The organism is Bacillus sp. SA1-12 (genome assembly GCF_000981385.1).
GTDB lineage: Bacteria > Bacillota > Bacilli > Bacillales > Bacillaceae > Metabacillus.
This window is the reverse complement of record NZ_LATZ01000128.1, coordinates 124668-140599: the sequence shown is the minus strand read 5'-3', so window position 1 is coordinate 140599 and position 15932 is coordinate 124668. Positions and strand designations below refer to the sequence as shown.

15 protein-coding genes are annotated in these 15932 nt (G+C 37.5%); 7 read left to right on the top strand and 8 right to left on the bottom strand.

Features of this window, described 5'->3' with window-relative positions; all coding sequences use genetic code 11:
* Positions 1 to 44 precede the first annotated feature (44 nt).
* Together WQ54_RS24845 and WQ54_RS24840 are read right to left on the bottom strand one after the other, a co-directional pair.
* On the bottom strand, positions 45 to 485 hold the full coding sequence (locus tag WQ54_RS24845; RefSeq protein WP_231597646.1) for a threonine/serine exporter family protein: 441 nt from the start codon (positions 483 to 485) through the stop codon (positions 45 to 47).
* A gap of 42 nt (positions 486 to 527) precedes the next feature.
* A complete protein-coding gene (locus tag WQ54_RS24840; protein ID WP_046588363.1) occupies positions 528 to 1283 on the bottom strand; it encodes a threonine/serine exporter family protein in 756 nt (251 codons plus the stop codon).
* Between the two features lie 393 nt (positions 1284 to 1676).
* On the opposite strand from WQ54_RS24840, the gene WQ54_RS24835 reads away from it, so the two are divergent.
* Together WQ54_RS24835 and ade are read left to right on the top strand one after the other, a co-directional pair.
* Positions 1677 to 2612 carry a DMT family transporter gene (locus tag WQ54_RS24835; RefSeq protein WP_231597645.1) on the top strand — a complete coding sequence of 312 codons (936 nt, stop codon included), beginning with the start codon at positions 1677 to 1679 and terminating at the stop codon, positions 2610 to 2612.
* Between the two features lie 151 nt (positions 2613 to 2763).
* Positions 2764 to 4491 (top strand): adenine deaminase, encoded by a 1728-nt coding sequence (gene ade, locus WQ54_RS24830; protein WP_046588362.1) that lies wholly within the window; start codon positions 2764 to 2766, stop codon positions 4489 to 4491.
* Positions 4492 to 4981: 490 nt separating this feature from the next.
* Here ade and WQ54_RS33950 read toward each other — a convergent pair whose 3' ends face one another.
* Positions 4982 to 6106, bottom strand: a complete 1125-nt coding sequence (locus WQ54_RS33950; protein WP_052737961.1) for an SEC-C metal-binding domain-containing protein — start codon at positions 6104 to 6106, stop codon at positions 4982 to 4984.
* 330 nt (positions 6107 to 6436) lie between these two features.
* On the opposite strand from WQ54_RS33950, the gene treP reads away from it, so the two are divergent.
* The 4 genes from treP to pepT all read left to right on the top strand — a co-directional run bounded on the left by treP (position 6437) and on the right by pepT (position 11912).
* Positions 6437 to 7837: a PTS system trehalose-specific EIIBC component gene (gene treP, locus WQ54_RS24820; protein WP_046588361.1), complete on the top strand. Its 1401-nt coding sequence runs from the start codon at positions 6437 to 6439 to the stop codon at positions 7835 to 7837.
* 172 nt (positions 7838 to 8009) lie between these two features.
* Complete coding sequence (gene treC, locus WQ54_RS24815; RefSeq protein ID WP_046588358.1) at positions 8010 to 9698, top strand: alpha,alpha-phosphotrehalase; 1689 nt, start codon at positions 8010 to 8012, stop codon at positions 9696 to 9698.
* A gap of 59 nt (positions 9699 to 9757) precedes the next feature.
* Entirely contained in the window at positions 9758 to 10474 is a 717-nt protein-coding gene (gene treR / locus WQ54_RS24810; protein ID WP_046588356.1) for a trehalose operon repressor, read from the top strand.
* Positions 10475 to 10673: 199 nt separating this feature from the next.
* Entirely contained in the window at positions 10674 to 11912 is a 1239-nt protein-coding gene (gene pepT / locus WQ54_RS24805) for a peptidase T (RefSeq protein ID WP_046588354.1), read from the top strand.
* An 84-nt stretch (positions 11913 to 11996) separates the two neighbouring features.
* Here the strand turns inward: pepT and WQ54_RS24800 are convergent, their stop codons facing one another.
* Positions 11997 to 12668 carry a FadR/GntR family transcriptional regulator gene (locus WQ54_RS24800; protein WP_046588353.1) on the bottom strand — a complete coding sequence of 224 codons (672 nt, stop codon included), beginning with the start codon at positions 12666 to 12668 and terminating at the stop codon, positions 11997 to 11999.
* A gap of 1 nt (position 12669) precedes the next feature.
* A complete protein-coding gene (locus WQ54_RS24795) occupies positions 12670 to 13362 on the bottom strand; it encodes a FadR/GntR family transcriptional regulator (protein WP_046588351.1) in 693 nt (230 codons plus the stop codon).
* A gap of 168 nt (positions 13363 to 13530) precedes the next feature.
* Here WQ54_RS24795 and WQ54_RS24790 point away from each other — a divergent pair, with 168 nt between their 5' ends.
* Positions 13531 to 14400 carry an N-acetylneuraminate lyase gene (locus WQ54_RS24790; protein WP_046588349.1) on the top strand — a complete coding sequence of 290 codons (870 nt, stop codon included), beginning with the start codon at positions 13531 to 13533 and terminating at the stop codon, positions 14398 to 14400.
* 156 nt (positions 14401 to 14556) lie between these two features.
* Here the strand turns inward: WQ54_RS24790 and WQ54_RS24785 are convergent, their stop codons facing one another.
* From WQ54_RS24785 to WQ54_RS24775, 3 genes are read right to left on the bottom strand one after another with little or no spacing between them, the layout of a single operon-like run.
* Entirely contained in the window at positions 14557 to 14781 is a 225-nt protein-coding gene (locus WQ54_RS24785; protein ID WP_046588347.1) for a hypothetical protein, read from the bottom strand.
* Between the two features lie 17 nt (positions 14782 to 14798).
* Positions 14799 to 15440, bottom strand: a complete 642-nt coding sequence (locus tag WQ54_RS24780; protein WP_046588345.1) for a DUF4291 domain-containing protein — start codon at positions 15438 to 15440, stop codon at positions 14799 to 14801.
* The gene (locus WQ54_RS24775; RefSeq protein WP_231597644.1) at positions 15400 to 15897 is read right to left on the bottom strand and encodes a hypothetical protein; all 498 of its coding nucleotides are present in this window, start codon (positions 15895 to 15897) and stop codon (positions 15400 to 15402) included. The genes WQ54_RS24780 and WQ54_RS24775 overlap by 41 nt, the downstream gene beginning before the upstream one ends.
* Positions 15898 to 15932: the final 35 nt, after the last annotated feature.

The window sequence follows — 15932 nt, the reverse complement described above, 5'->3', positions numbered from 1 at the left end:
AACCTCTCTAATAGTGATGAAAAACATTATACAACAGCCATTGATTAAAATGTAGTCTTTCGAAGATTCACCTTTCGAATAATTTGGTTAATCACTTCTGATAGGACGAGTCCAATGGCAATTGCTCCTGAAATCATAAAGGCCTTTGCAGCAAGAGGAATGGCCTCATTATAATTATTTTCCACAACCTGTCTCATAGCATCATAGGCTAAACCTCCAGGTACTAATGGAATAATGCCTGATACATTGTAGATAATAACTGGTGTTTTATAAGCTTTGGCAAAAAATTGACTAATGATAGCAATAAAAAAGGAAGCAACCACCGATGCAAATACACTATCATTCATGGATTCATAAAGCCCAATATAAATCATCCATCCGATCATCCCAATAAAGCCGCATTTAAATAAGGATTTCACAGGAGCATTAAATATAATCCCAAATGCAGAGGAAGCAACAAAACTTGTAATGAATTGTTCAATCAATCTATCTCCCCCCATTTTTCCTAGCTTGTCCAATTGACTCAGTTAATAAAAGGAAAAAACAACAGCAACACCTGCTCCAATCGCAAATGCTGTCAGAAACGCCTCAGCTCCCTTTGAGATACCGGAAACTAAATGACCTGCCATTAAATCTCTTACAGCATTTGTAATTAATAAACCCGGTACCAGCGGCATAACAGAAGCAATAATGATTTTATCAAGCTCTGTTCCAAGATTAAACGTAATAAATAAAACCGATAATAATCCAATGATAAAAGCAGCTAAAAACTCTGCAAAAAACTTGATCTCAATTAACCGATGAATATAGAGCAAGCAGGAAAAGCCAATACCTCCAGCAAATAAAGCAGGAAGAAAATCAGTCCAGCCGCCTTGAAACATGATCAAAAAGCACCCGCTAGCAATTGACGAAGCAGCAATTTGCACCCATATCGGGTAGGCATGGGCGTCCTGTTCGATGACCTTTAGATGTTCATATGCCTCTTTTATAGTAAGGTCACCGCTGCTAATCATCCTTGAAACACTGTTTACTCTTGCAACCTTTTGAAGATCTGTTGAACGATCAACAATTCTCACTAATTGTGTTGGATGGTGACTATCAATCGAAAAAATGATTCCCGTAGGAGTTACATAGCTATGGGAGTGCAAGATTCCATAGGCTGCAGCAATACGCATCATCGTATCCTCTACCCGGTACGTCTCAGCACCGCTGCGGAGCATAATTTTTCCTGCTAGTAAACATACCTCAATAATCTCATAGCTTTGCGCTTGTTTGTGATCCAACTTGCCATCACTCCATATCAGATTCTATATAGAGTTTAATGAAGAAGCAGTCTGAAAGCAAATATTACTTCATAATGTTCTTAACTGACAGTAAACCCACTAATTCGAAATCTAGAGGAGCTTTGGAGCTAAGTTTCGGATAACTGCCCGTAAAGATCCGATGAAGGATCGTTGTCCAAGTCAGTCGTGAAAAATAGCCGTGGCATTTTATGGTGATAAGTCAATGGGGGGATAAAGAATTCCCCCACTGATGGGGCTCTCACATTATGAACCTATGAAAAATGCACTTATTAAATTTAGATTTCTTCATTAGACAGATGGAGTTGTTTTGCTATATCATGGATGAAGCATACAAAAGTTAAACAAATTGTAATAAAGGAAGAAGGAAAAACCTTGAGCAACAAAAGCAAATATCAAATTTACATCTCGTTATTTTTTGTCATGGTGATTTGGGGATTAAATGTCATTGCAACTAAGCTGCTTGTAGCAAGCTTTATGCCCGTCACAATGACTGCTCTGCGAATTTTCACTGCAGGTATTGGAGTATTCATCATTTTATTCGGTTTGAAACTCGTTAGAAAACCCTCTAAAAAAGAATTCCTTTGGATCCTTATTTGTTCCTTATTTAATGTTGTTGGTCATCATTATTTCTTATCGGTTGGGCTTAAAGGAACATCTGCCTCTAATGGCGGGCTTATTTTAGGGATGGGTCCGATATTAACTACGATTCTAGCAATCTTTTTTCTTAAAAATAAAGTAACCTTGCTACGCTTTATTGGCATTATGTTTGGATTTGTCGGAATTTCGTTTATTGTTTTCAAAGGCGCTGGCAGTTTACAAGCTATTTCTCTAGGGGATGTTCACGTATTTTTAGCGATCTTTTCGCAATGCATTAGCTTTATCATCATTAAAAAAGTTTCCTCAACTTTAGACCCGCGTCTGATGACAGGTTATATGCTTCTCATTGGCTCTGTTTTCTTATTCCTTATAAGTTTAATGGTTGAACCAGACGGATTGAAAAGCATGGCTGGCGGTTCAGTTTCAATTTGGTTAATCTTTTTTGCTTCAGCCATTTTAGCTACGTCAGTTGGACATATGACATATAATTATGCAGTTGGAAAGGTTGGGGCCTCCGAATCAGCCATTTTTATTAACTTAAACCCATTCTTTGCATTAGTGGGGGCCGCCCTGTTTTTAAATGAAGTGATCACGTTCACACAGGTGATCGGCTTTATCTTTATCATCTTCGGCGTTGTCCTAGGTGCTGGGGGATTCGATGAGCTGCTTCGCCATCAGAGAACCAAAAGAGGAATGGTTATTTCAAAATAAACGGCAACCATGTTACTTTTTATGTCAATAAAATTGATTATCAGCCTATAATTGTTGTAAGATTCATTAAAGCATAGTCAAAGAAACCGCAGAAAGAAAAGTACACAAACTTTTTTATGCGGTTTTTTTCAATCGAAAGGAGTTAGCCAATATGGATAATTCATATAGCAGAAGGCTGGCGGCAGCTGCCAAAAAAGAGAAAGCTGATCTCGTGATCAGAAACGGGCGAATCATTGATGTATTTAATGGTGACTTAATAGAAGAATCAATAGCCATTACCGACGGAGTCATTGTTGGAATTGGCGACTATGAAGGGGTAAAAACAATAGACGCCAAAGGAAAGATAATCTCTCCAGGTTTCATTGATGGTCATGTTCATATCGAATCAGCAATGGTTACACCGGCACAATTTTCACAGCTTGTTGTGCCGCATGGCGTTACCACTGTTATTGCCGACCCTCATGAAATTGCAAATGTCAGCGGCTCTAAAGGGATTCAGTTTATGATTGATACGGCTAAGGATGTGCCCTTGAACATTTATTTCATGCTGCCATCTTGTGTTCCAGCAACACCTTTTGAAAACGCAGGGGCAAAGCTGTCTGCGGAAGATTTGCAGCCTTTTTATGAGGATGAAAGCGTACTTGGATTAGGTGAGGTTATGGACTTCCCCTCTGTCTTTCATCAGGATTCAGCCATGATGGAGAAACTCACAAATGCAAACCATTTAAAGAAAAAAATTGATGGTCATGCAGCCGGTATTTCTGGTGATCCTCTAAATGTCTATTTAGCAGCAGGAATTAAAACCGATCATGAGTGTATAACTCCTGAAGAGGCATATGACCGCCTAAAGCGGGGAATGTATGTCATGCTAAGAGAAGGATCTGCTGCCAAGGATTTAGTATCACTGCTTCCTGTCGTGACGGAAAGAAATGCCCGCCGCTGTCTATTTGTCACAGATGATAAACATTTGGATGATTTAATGGCAGAGGGCAGCATTGATTACAGCATAGAACTCTCCATCGCAAATGGACTTGATCCGATGCTAGCCTATCAAATGGCAACAATTAATGCTGCTGAATGCTTCGGCCTGGCGACAAAAGGCGCAGTTGCACCTGGATATGATGCTGATCTTGTTCTATTAAATGAATTAGAAACGGTTGATATCGATCAGGTTTTCATCAAGGGAGAACTTATCGCCGAAAAAGGTAAATGCCTGAACACATCTCCTACAGTGCTTGTTCCTGAACACTTGGCAGATACAGTTCATTTAAAGGCCTTTACCCTAGAAGATATACAAATTAAATGCCCAAACCATGCTAAAGCAAATATCATTGAAATCATTCCAAACAAAATTGTCACCCGTCATAGTAAGGAAGAAATAGAAGGGAAAAATGGCTTTTTCCAACCATCACTTGGAAGAGACCAGCTAAAAATTGCGGTATTTGAACGGCATCGCTCGACAGGAACGATCGGACTCGGAATTGTGAAGGGCTTTGGACTATCCTCAGGCGCGATTGCAACAACGATTGCCCATGATTCACATAATGTGGTTGCGGTCGGGACAAATGACCTTGATCTAATGAAAGCTGTAAACATGATGACATCGATAGGCGGAGGAATGGTTGTCATAAAAGATGAGGAAGTTTTAGCTTCTTTACCATTAGAAATTGCAGGGTTAATGACTGCTGATCGGTATGACCACGTGAATGATGGATTAAAGCGAATAGATAAAGCTTTAATAAAAATTGGCTTTACCGGGGATTTTAATCCGTTTTTAACCTTATCCTTCTTAGCTCTTCCCGTTATTCCAGAGCTAAAGCTCACAAACCTTGGACTTTTTCAGGTAAAGGATTTTAAGCATATTGATGTTGTTGAATAATAAAATGAACCCCTTACTTTTTATGGTAAGGGGTTCTTTATCCAAGTCTTGTCCTTTACATTGTGTATGAGAAACCTTTCCTTGGATTTCTTATCGAGTTTTGGTCTTCACAAACGGGATGACGGACTTTTCTTTGGATTTCTTTTCGAGTTTTGGCCTTCACATACGGGATGACGGACTTTTCTTTGTTTACTTTACCCGGTTTTGTCCTTTAGACGCTTTCTATGGAACTTTTCCTTGTTTCCTTTACCCGGTTTTGTCCTTTAGAACCTTTCTATGAGACTTTTCTTTGTTTCCTTTACCTGATTTTGTCCTTTAGACGCTTTCTATGGGACTTTTCTCTGTTTCCTTTACCCGGTTTTGTCCTTTAGAACCTTTCTATGGGACTTTTCTCTGTTTCCTTTACCCGGTTTTGTCCTTTAGACGCTTTATATGTGACTTTTCTCTGTTTCCTTTACCTGGTTTTGTCCTTGAAGTGGCTACTTTCTCTCTACATACAGCACTTTTTATATTTTTTCCCGCTTCCACATGGACATGGGTCGTTTCTTCCAACCTTGTTAACAATTTCCGGCTGCGTCGACTCCAATTGTCCATTTCCTTGATTACCTATCCCTCTTTCCCATTCACTTAAAAGCGGATGGTCGATTCCCATTATTTTATAATAGCCATAAGCCATTAGATTTAGATCAATTAAATATGATTGGGGTCTCTTGCTTACAAAATCATTGATTTCCGGTTCACCTGCCGGGCTTAATTGGTGAGCAAGTGCCTCAATAATCATAACCTTACTATCCTTATCCCCGGCCTGGTGATAGGCTTCCTTTAGCACCTGGATCGCATAATCTGATTTAATATTCTCAACGATCGACGCAGCAAAAATAGAGGATTCCTCTTTTAAAAGATAAGGCGCCACTGCTTCTACCACCTCATCTGTTTGAAAGGTTATTAATGCCGCTGAAACCTCTTCCAATAAGATATCCTCATCACGAACAAGCAATGGTGCTAATGCATGAAGATACGTATCCCTCTTTAGCAGCCCAATCATATAAACGGTGAGAATCCCTCTATAAGTAAACCATTCTGCATTTACATTCCTTAGTAGCTCCTTCTCTAGTTCGACCTCTGTTATCCATTGTTTTTTCACAAGTGTATAGGCGATTTTTTTTGCCATTTGATAAAAACCCGAATCAAGAAATTGTTCCGTCTCCAGTCTGACTAAGATGTCTTCGAATTTAGCTGATACTTCCTCCCTCGTTCCATTAACTAATAAATCGTATAAATCCCACATTTCTTTTGAAATGAAAGGCGAGAGTTCCTGCTTATATTTCCAAGCAAGCTGTGGAGAGAGGTCATAAATCAAATGATAATAACCACCTGCTATGTCATATGGCGCTTTTTGAGCCCCCTCAACTAAATAGCTAACGAGCTCTTCATGCTCAGGGTCAATTGACAAGAAAGCTGGTGACTCTCTATTTTCGACAGCCTTATGCAGGAGTTCCTCAGTCCAGCTTTTTTCTACATTCGGGTAATCATGTAAAACATATCCAATAAATTGTTGAAGTTGAACATCATCCGTTTTCAAAAAAGGCTTAATTCTTGCTTTAAAATCCATCATTGATCATCTCTTTCTCTTTATCTGCAATTTTAAGAATTACTTATGTTTTACCATGTGTATCTTTTCGATACAATGACGCACTACTATTTATAAGGAAATTTTCTTTTATTCGTTTGATTTTTTTCAAAAGGTGGAAATCATTAACTGACATCTTTTTATGAAAACGCATTTATTTTTATTGACAACATGTATATACAAGTTTATGATAAAAGCATGACATGTATATACACATTTCGACAAGCTGACTTGATTATGAAAACGCTTCTAGGGAGCTTGTTCAAATTTGTAATGTTATAGATTACAGAAAAAGGATACACGGGAGGGAAAACCATGAGTGTCGATCAAAAACAAGTCAGTAAAATTGTTGACGCAATAGGTGGTAAAGACAATATATCAGCGGCAACACATTGTGTTACACGCTTACGTTTTGCATTAGTAGATGAAAGTAAAGTAGATAAAGAAGCACTAGAAGATATTGATCTTGTCAAAGGGTCATTTTCAACTAACGGACAATTCCAAGTGGTGATTGGCCAAGGTACAGTTGATAAGGTGTACAAAGAGCTTGTTCAGCAAACAGGAGTAGGGGCAGCTTCTAAGGATGATGTAAAAAAGGCTTCTGAAAAAAACTTAAACCCTCTGCAGCGTGCCATTAAAACATTGGCTGACATCTTCATTCCAATCTTGCCAGCCATCGTAACAGCCGGTTTATTAATGGGAATTAACAACATCTTAACCGGACCGGGAATTTTCTTTGAACAGGCACTTATCGAGGTATATCCGCAATGGGCTGATGTAGCCAGCATTATTAACTTAATTGCAAACACAGCATTTGTGTTCCTGCCTGGTTTAATCGGCTGGTCTGCAGTCAATCGATTTGGCGGCAGTCCATTATTAGGGATCGTTCTTGGTTTAATGCTTGTTCACCCTGATCTTTTAAATGCTTGGGGTTATGGATCAGCTGAAGAAATTCCAACATGGAACTTATTTGGCTTAGAAGTACAAAAGGTTGGTTACCAAGGTCAGGTATTACCTGTTTTACTAGCTTCATTTGTGTTAGCTAAGCTTGAAATCTTCTTAAGAAAACGTATTCCTGATGCATTCCAGCTGCTCCTTGTGGCACCAATTGCTTTATTGTTAACAGGACTTATTTCCTTTATTGCGATTGGTCCTATTACATTTGCTATTGGTAATGTGATAACAGATATCGTTGTTGGGATTTTTGAGGTGGCTCCAATTCTTGGCGGATTAATTTACGGCGGTCTTTACGCTCCTCTTGTTATTACAGGAATGCACCATACATTCTTAGCGGTAGACTTCCAATTAATCGGCAGCACTGGCGGTACATTCTTATGGCCGATGGTTGCCCTATCTAATATTGCACAAGGTACTGCTGCATTAGCAATGATGCTTGTTCTAAAAGATGAAAAACTTAAGAGTCTTTCTTTAACATCCGCGGTTTCTGCTTACCTTGGTATTACAGAACCTGCTATGTTCGGGGTAAACTTACGATTCCGTTTTGCTTTTATCTCAGCAATTATCGGATCTGCGCTTGCAGGTGCATTCATTTCAGTGCAAGGTGTTAAAGCTCCATCAATTGGGGTTGGCGGCCTGCCTGGATTCTTATCCATCTTCCCAGAAAAATGGGGTTCATTCTTCATTGGAATGGCGATCGTGATAGTTGTACCTTTCGTCTTAACACTGGTGTTAGGAAAGATGCGTAAAGAAAAATAAGATGATGCCTGGGTAAGAGTCTGCTGAAAGAAAGCAGCCTCTCCCATGCTTATATCAAACATATAACGATACCATGGAACATAATAGCCAAAAGCTTGTTCATCATGGTATCGTATCTTGCTTTATATGAGTATATCTTGAATACCTAAATTAAATTTGGTGGTGGAAAAACATGAAACAACCTTGGTGGAAAAAGGCAGTTGTTTATCAAATTTATCCGAAAAGCTTTAACGACACACAGGGCAATGGTGTTGGTGACCTGCCTGGTATTATAGAAAAGCTAGATTACTTAAAGAAACTGGGAGTGGACGTTGTTTGGCTTACTCCAATTTATAAATCACCGCAGCGCGACAATGGCTATGATATTAGTGATTATTACAATATCCATGAAGAGTACGGAACGATGGAGGATTTCGATCGTTTAGTGGAAGAAGCCCATCAACGCGGCATTAAAATTATTATGGATATAGTTGTCAATCATACTTCAACAGAGCATGAGTGGTTTAAGCAGGCCGCTTCTTCAAAGGATAATCCGTACAGGGATTTTTACATTTGGAAGGATCCGAAAGAAGATGGCCCTGAGCCAACAAACTGGGTATCTAAGTTCGGAGGTCCTGCATGGAAATATGACGAAAAGACCGGTCAATATTATCTCCATCTCTTTGATGTTACACAAGCAGATCTTAACTGGGAAAATGATACGCTGCGAGGCGAGGTTTACAAAATGATGAATTTTTGGTTCGAAAAAGGGGTTGATGGCTTCCGCCTGGATGTAATCAACTTGATTTCCAAAGACCAGGAATTCCCGGATGATGACGGTTCCCTACCACCAGGTGACGGTCGAAAGTTTTATACAGATGGACCGCGTGTCCACGAATTTATTAATGAAATGAATGAGGAAGTGTTCTCTAAGCATGATAGCATGACCGTCGGTGAAATGTCGTCGACAACGATTGAGCACTGCATTAAGTATTCCAATCCTGAGCGTAAAGAATTAAGCATGACGTTTAACTTTCATCACTTAAAGGTTGACTATCCAAATGGTGAAAAATGGGCAATTGGAGACATGGATTTTCAAGCATTGAAAAGAATCTTATCCACTTGGCAAATCGGAATGAATCAAGGCGGCGGCTGGAATGCCCTGTTTTGGTGCAATCATGATCAGCCTAGAGTTGTTTCCCGTTATGGGAATGATGGGGCATACCACCGTGAATCAGCAAAAATGCTTGCAACAACAATTCATATGATGCAAGGAACGCCATATATTTACCAAGGCGAAGAATTTGGCATGACTGACCCTAAATTCAGCTCAATCGACCAATATCGTGATGTTGAATCATTAAATATGTATTCGATTTTAAAAGAAAAAGGAATGCTTGAAAAAGACATCCTTGAAGTATTGAAAAGGAAATCACGTGACAATTCACGTACTCCTGTTCAGTGGGATAATACCGAACATGCCGGATTCACATCTGGAACTCCATGGATTGATGTAGCAAGTAATTATAAAGACATTAATGCAATAAATGCCCTTAATGATTCAAATTCGATATTTTATCATTATCAAAAACTTATTTCGCTGCGAAAAGAATATGACATTATCACAGACGGTGATTATGAACTAATTTTACAGGATGACCCGCAACTATTTGCTTATGTGCGTACAACAGAAAAAGAAAAGCTGTTGGTTATCAATAATTTTTATGAGGATAAGACAACTTTTGAATTACCTGAGCATATCAATGTAGACGGCTATTCAAGACAACAGCTCATTTCAAACTACTCGGATACAGCTGATTCATTTGAGAAAATGGATCTTCGTCCATATGAATCGGTTGTTTATTATTTTAAAAAAGACTAAACCTTAGTCTGTATGCATTGTCAAGCTTGTTCATGGTAAGATAAGAATGGTGATATGACATGAGAAAAAATAAATACCATGCCATTTACAAGGAATGGACTGATAAAATAAAAGCCGGTGAAATCAAAGCAGGTGAAGCTCTTCCATCTGAAAATGATTTGGCCGAAGCATATGATACGAGCCGAGAAACGATCCGTAAAGCGTTAAACCTCTTATCACAAAATGGGTTTATCCAAAAAATCAAGGGCAAAGGCTCCATCGTCATTGATGTCCAAAAAATGAGTTTTCCCATTTCGGGTTTGGTCAGCTTTAAGGAAATTTCAAAAAACTTCACAGCTGAACCGATCACAACCGTTCATGATTTTGGATTAATCAAGCCCGATCCATTTATCAAGCAGCAATTAAATGCCACAAGCAAGGACGAAATCTGGAAGGTTATTCGGTCAAGATCAATCGGCGGCGAAAACATTATTTTGGACAAGGACTTTTTCTTAAAAAAATATGTTCCAACCTTAACAAAGCAGATTTGTGAGGGCTCCATTTACGAGTACCTTGAAAAAGAGCTAAAGCTTAACATTAGCTTTGCCAAAAAGGAAATTGTAGTGGAGGATTGCTCTGAGGAAGATCGCCAATATCTTGACTTAGATGGATTTTCACATATTGTTGTAGTGAAGAACTATGTCTATTTAGATAATGCAAGTCTGTTCCAATATACGGAATCTCGCCACCGCCTTGACAAATTTCGATTTGTTGACTTTGCACGTCGCGGGGTTTAGTTGCTATCCTTTCACGCCATTGGGCCTTGTCCCAATGGTTTTTTTATCCCTTTTTAACGGGCAGTGATTCAAGAGAAGCTAAGAAGGATAAGTGCACGTAAAGATCCGATAACTCCCCACTAATGAAAGTCTCCCTTTATGTAGTTTTGCATCCAACGTGATATGATAAAGCTATCCTACAATAAGAAAGGGAGTTACTATGAAAAACGAAATCATTGAACGCTTTACAAGCTATGTAAAAGTGGATACCCAATCAAATGAAAACAATGATTCCTGCCCCTCAACCCCTGGTCAATTAACACTTGCCAATCTCCTTGTGAACGAATTAAAGGAAATTGGCATGGAAGATGTGACCATTGATGAAAACGGATACGTGATGGCTACCCTTCCGTCCAATACGGAAAAGCAAGTACCAACAATTGGGTTCTTAGCACATGTCGACACTGCGACCGATTTCATAGGCTCTAATGTAAAGCCGCAGCTTGTCGAAAACTATGATGGTAATGACGTCACCTTAAATCAATCCTTACATATTGTCCTTTCGCCGACTCATTATCCGAATCTTGCTAATTACAAAGGACACACTTTAATTACAACCGATGGAACAACCCTTTTAGGTGCAGATAACAAAGCGGGAATTGCTGAAATCATGACAGCGATGGATTATTTAATTAAGCATCCAGAAATTAAGCACGGGAAAATCAGAGTCGCCTTTACACCTGATGAGGAAATTGGCAGAGGGCCGCATAAATTTGATGTAACCGCATTTAATGCAGATTTTGCTTATACAGTCGATGGCGGCCCGCTTGGCGAGCTTCAATATGAGAGCTTTAATGCTGCCGCTGCCAAAATTACGTTTAAAGGAAACAATGTCCACCCAGGAACTGCTAAGGGAAAAATGATTAACTCCGCTAAAATGGCGATGGCCTTTAACAGCAAACTGCCCGCTATGGAGGCACCTGAATTCACGGAGGGCTATGAAGGATTCTACCATTTACTTTCGTTCACAGGCGATGTAGAAGAAACAAAACTTCACTATATCATCCGCGATCATGATAAGCAGAAATTCGAAGCTAGAAAGAAGACAGTGGTTGACCTTGTCGACGAATTCAAAAACGTGTATGGCCAAGATACCATCATCTTGGAATTAAATGATCAATATTACAATATGAGAGATAAAATAGAGCCTGTGAAATATATTGTTGACATTGCCTATCAAGCGATGGAGAATTTAGGGATTGAGCCGATCGTCGAGCCGATTCGCGGCGGGACAGACGGATCACAGCTTTCTTATATGGGACTGCCAACCCCAAATATTTTCACCGGCGGGGAAAACTTTCACGGGAAATTTGAATTTATCTCAGTCGAAAATATGATCAAAGCAACCAATACGGTAATTGAAATTATTAAGCTGTTTGAGGAAAGAGCAGGAGAGTAACTTTCAGAAGGCTGGTTAGGCTCTGCTTTATATGTACAGCAAATGATGAGCCGCTATAAACGAAGCGGCTCTATAGAATGTCTCCTAAACTCTTGTTTTCTTAATATGTTTTACAAGCAGATGTTTTGCTTTTTCTGCATCAGCGAGACATAAAGCTTCGACAATATTTTGATGCTCTTTAACAATGGATTGATATTCTTTTATCGTTATTATAATATGTTGAACCTGGAAGAAGTAACTTGTAATCATATTTGTCATTTGTATAAACAATTCATTATCTGTTGTTTGAAGAAGCTGTTTATGGAATAAGCTATCAGCTTCCCTAAACTCCTCAGAAGTTTCTGCCTTTTTACTCTCTTCAACAACCTTCTTTAAACGTTCCAATTTGTCTGATTTATGATTTTTTACAATTTCATCAATGGCACTTGATTCAAATAAAATCCTCAATCCTAAAATATCCTGAATTTTTCCCCCGTTCATTTGCCATAAGAAAAAGAAGCTGTCCAATAAATTTTCGATATTGGATTTATTTAAAAAAGCGCCTTGCCCCTGTCTAATCCGAATCACTTCCGTATTTTCCAGGTAACTTAAAGCTTCTCTAACTACTGACCTGCTAACATCAAACATTTCTGTAAACTTTCTCTCAGTCGGAAGTTTATCCCCTGCTTTTAATTGGTGGTCAATCATGTATTGCTTAATTTCCTGAATAACGGTTTTCTTAAGCGGTTTTCTTTCTTCAGCTTGAATGGGTTCCATTTTACGCTTTTTCCTCCAACCGGTTAATAAAATTGTAAATTGGTATAAAGTGTTCCTTCATGATGTTCTGGGCGATTTGCAAGTTCTTATTTTTTATTGCCTCAATGATTTCCAGATGCTGATTATAGGCTTGGATTAGTGCAGTCTCCTTTTCAATTAAATCGATTTTCGCTAGATTAAAATATTCATGAATGATTTCACTAAAGTGATAATACGTCTCATTTTTTGTGGCCTTAATTAATGACTGATGAAAGATCCGGTCAAATTTCTTTGCATCTTGTTTTTCGATTATGGTTTGATAGTAAGATTCATTGATATCAATAAGGGAATCAATGTCAACATCTATTTGTTTTTCAATGATTAAGTTCAATGCCCCAAGCTCGATAATTTCTCGAGTTTCCAATAATTCTTTAATTTTTACACCATATGTATCGTAGTGATGCTTTAATATCGTACTGATTGAATCAAGCGTAGGCACTGCTATGTAAACTCCGCCACCCGGCTTCACATGTAAGATTCCAACTGTTTGAAGAGAAATCAGCGCTTCTCGTACAACAGTCCGGCTCACTTGAAGCTGTTCAACTAATTCCCTTTCGGATAAAAATTTATCATTCGGTTTGAATTTTTCTTCAAAGATATAGCTCTTTATTCTTTCAATTGCAATTTCGACTAATGACGTTTTTTGTATAGCCATGTCATCATCATCCTTATATATATTTATAAAAAGTACTATGAAAACCCTTACAAATACTTATTGACTTTTCAATAGAGGCCCCTTAAGATGAGGTTGTAAACAACAAAATTGGTCTGACAATATTATATCTCGTTAGTTATTTTAACACATTTTTAAGGGGGAGACCATATGAAGGGGTTATTTTCAGCTTTACTTGTACCCTTTGATGAAAATGGAAGGATTATCGAACATGGTTTACGCGATATCGTTAGACAAAATATTGATGTTCAAAAAGTAGATGGGCTTTATGTCAACGGAAGCACTGGCGAAAACTTTATGCTTTCAACCGTACAAAAAAAACAAATCTTTAAAATTGTTAGTATGGAAAATAAAGGGGCGGTCAAATTAATTGCCCAGGTAGGCTCAATCAATTTAGATGAAGCCATTGAACTTGGACAATATGCAACAGAGCTTGGCTATGAAAGTCTCTCCGCTGTCACACCTTTTTACTATAAATTTTCTTTCGAGGAAATTAAAAACTATTATGAAACAATTATTGAAAACACTAAAAACAATATGATCATTTATGCTATACCATCTTTAACAGGTGTATCTATGACAATGGCTCATTTCAACCAGCTTTTACAAAATGAGAAAGTCATAGGGGTAAAATATACCGATGGAAACTTTTACTTATTGGAACGGCTTCGAAAAAGATTTCCTAATAAAATCATTTATTCTGGTTTTGATGAAATGCTTATATACGGAATGATTTCTGGAGTGGATGGGGCAATTGGGAGTACATACAATATTAATGGCAGACGAGCTAAACAGATTATGGAGTTGTGTCTGGAAGGAAAATTCGCCGAAGCTTATGAATTACAGCATATTACCAATGATCTCATTGAAAAAGTACTGGAACTTGGATTATTTCAATCATTGAAAGAAATATTGAACATAAAAGGAATAAATGCAGGCACTGTTAAAAAGCCAATGGCTCCGTTTGACCCAATCAAAAAGGAAGAAATTCATCAGCTAATAAAAGAATTTAATTTATAAGTTTAATAGAAAAACATGAACGATGATTCATTACTAATCATTATTGAAAATTAAATTTATGTGTTCCTGCATAATAGGAAAGTTCCTTAATATAAAAAAATCCTTGAATTGTTATTATTTTCAAGGATTTTTTTTATTATTTTTAGTTATCTATAATTATTTATTATCTTTTACAGATTCCATTAATTGAGAAGTACCTGAAAAGATAATATCTCTTAATATTTCAGGATATGTTGTATATTTTGGGTCCTTCTCCATTAGAATATCAAACACTTGTTTTAATTTACCATCAATTAAAATCGTTATTCCGTCTACCTCCTCACCTGTATCACCATTTACAAATTTGTCTACCATCATATTAAATTGATTTGCCTGTGTCATACAATCACCCTTATTTATTATTTCATTCCTAAATTTTCTCTGATCACTTTATCTACCTTGTATTCTTCTAGTTTAGGCAATTCTTGCTGTATATCATGCCCAGCTTCTATTTTCATTCTTAATTCTTTAACAAAAGATGTACAATCACTTATGTTCGTTATCCAACTATTTTTATATATCTCAACATATTGTCCGCTTATCCCTATTTGTATCGCTTTTCTTAATTGAGGGGTACCAAATATATCTCTATCAGGGTCCCATTGACACCTTACATTTGAATGTTTTAACATTATTCGCCATTGATCAATCGAACCGTGTATTTCTTGTTCAAACTTGCTTAAAACAGCATTCCTTAATAAGGTATCAAAACCATCCTTTTTAATATCAATGGCTAAAATTCTCTCCTGATTTTCCTTAGTCCCCCAGCCTGAACGATACATCATCCATAAAAAAGAGGGTTTTATCCACGTCATCCTATCATTCTTGAACAAACTTCCAAACGTTCCTAAATTAAGAGCTTCGTTTGCAATTTGATTATTATACGCTTGATAAACCCTTGTTGTCTGTTCATTATATTCAGCTAATATCGTTCTTTCTTTCATATTTCTGTCCATTATTTTAAAAGTAGCTTTGCTCGTCAACGATCCAATACCTTTCATCCACTGGAATATCCTCTAAAAAATCCTTATATAAACCCTTCCAATGATCTGGAATATAATTCTCAAACGATGCTGGTTCAGGAAAGTTAGAAATAAGTGTTTCTGTATCAAAATTAACAAATAATGAAGGTTTATATTTATCTATTTCATCTTTATCGGACTCTTCCAACAGCATTTTAGCAAGTTGTGTTGTTGTCACTTTATATTCCTCAATATATTCAATAAAGTTTGCCACTGTATGCCTATTGATGATTGGGATATCAAATCGGTCAGAATAATCTCCTGGATTATAGAGTTCGTATCCAGCATCAATAAAGGCCTTTTCAAATTTTATTAAATCGAGAAACCACATTTCTTTATCTGTAACATACCAATTCCACTTTTCTCTGTAAAGAACTCCAACAATAATTGTTTCGGCATATTCAATATCGATTGTCATATTCTCCACCTTTTTCATAATTGAACATCTCCAATAGCAAATGAAAGCATATC

Excerpts from the sequence above, each read along its gene's own strand:
- pepT (WP_046588354.1), top strand. The coding sequence starts at position 10,674 with ATGAAAAACGAAATCATTGAACGCTTTACAAGCTATGTAAAAGTGGAT.
- WQ54_RS24780 (WP_046588345.1), bottom strand. The coding sequence starts at position 15,440 with ATGAAAGGTATTGGATCGTTGACGAGCAAAGCTACTTTTAAAATAATG.
- treC (WP_046588358.1), top strand. The coding sequence starts at position 8,010 with ATGAAACAACCTTGGTGGAAAAAGGCAGTTGTTTATCAAATTTATCCG.
- treP (WP_046588361.1), top strand. The coding sequence starts at position 6,437 with ATGAGTGTCGATCAAAAACAAGTCAGTAAAATTGTTGACGCAATAGGT.
- WQ54_RS24795 (WP_046588351.1), bottom strand. The coding sequence starts at position 13,362 with ATGGCTATACAAAAAACGTCATTAGTCGAAATTGCAATTGAAAGAATA.
- WQ54_RS24775 (WP_231597644.1), bottom strand. The coding sequence starts at position 15,897 with ATGAAAAAGGTGGAGAATATGACAATCGATATTGAATATGCCGAAACA.
- WQ54_RS24800 (WP_046588353.1), bottom strand. The coding sequence starts at position 12,668 with ATGGAACCCATTCAAGCTGAAGAAAGAAAACCGCTTAAGAAAACCGTT.
- treR (WP_046588356.1), top strand. The coding sequence starts at position 9,758 with ATGAGAAAAAATAAATACCATGCCATTTACAAGGAATGGACTGATAAA.
- ade (WP_046588362.1), top strand. The coding sequence starts at position 2,764 with ATGGATAATTCATATAGCAGAAGGCTGGCGGCAGCTGCCAAAAAAGAG.
- WQ54_RS24790 (WP_046588349.1), top strand. The coding sequence starts at position 13,531 with ATGAAGGGGTTATTTTCAGCTTTACTTGTACCCTTTGATGAAAATGGA.
- WQ54_RS33950 (WP_052737961.1), bottom strand. The coding sequence starts at position 6,106 with ATGATGGATTTTAAAGCAAGAATTAAGCCTTTTTTGAAAACGGATGAT.
- WQ54_RS24785 (WP_046588347.1), bottom strand. The coding sequence starts at position 14,781 with ATGACACAGGCAAATCAATTTAATATGATGGTAGACAAATTTGTAAAT.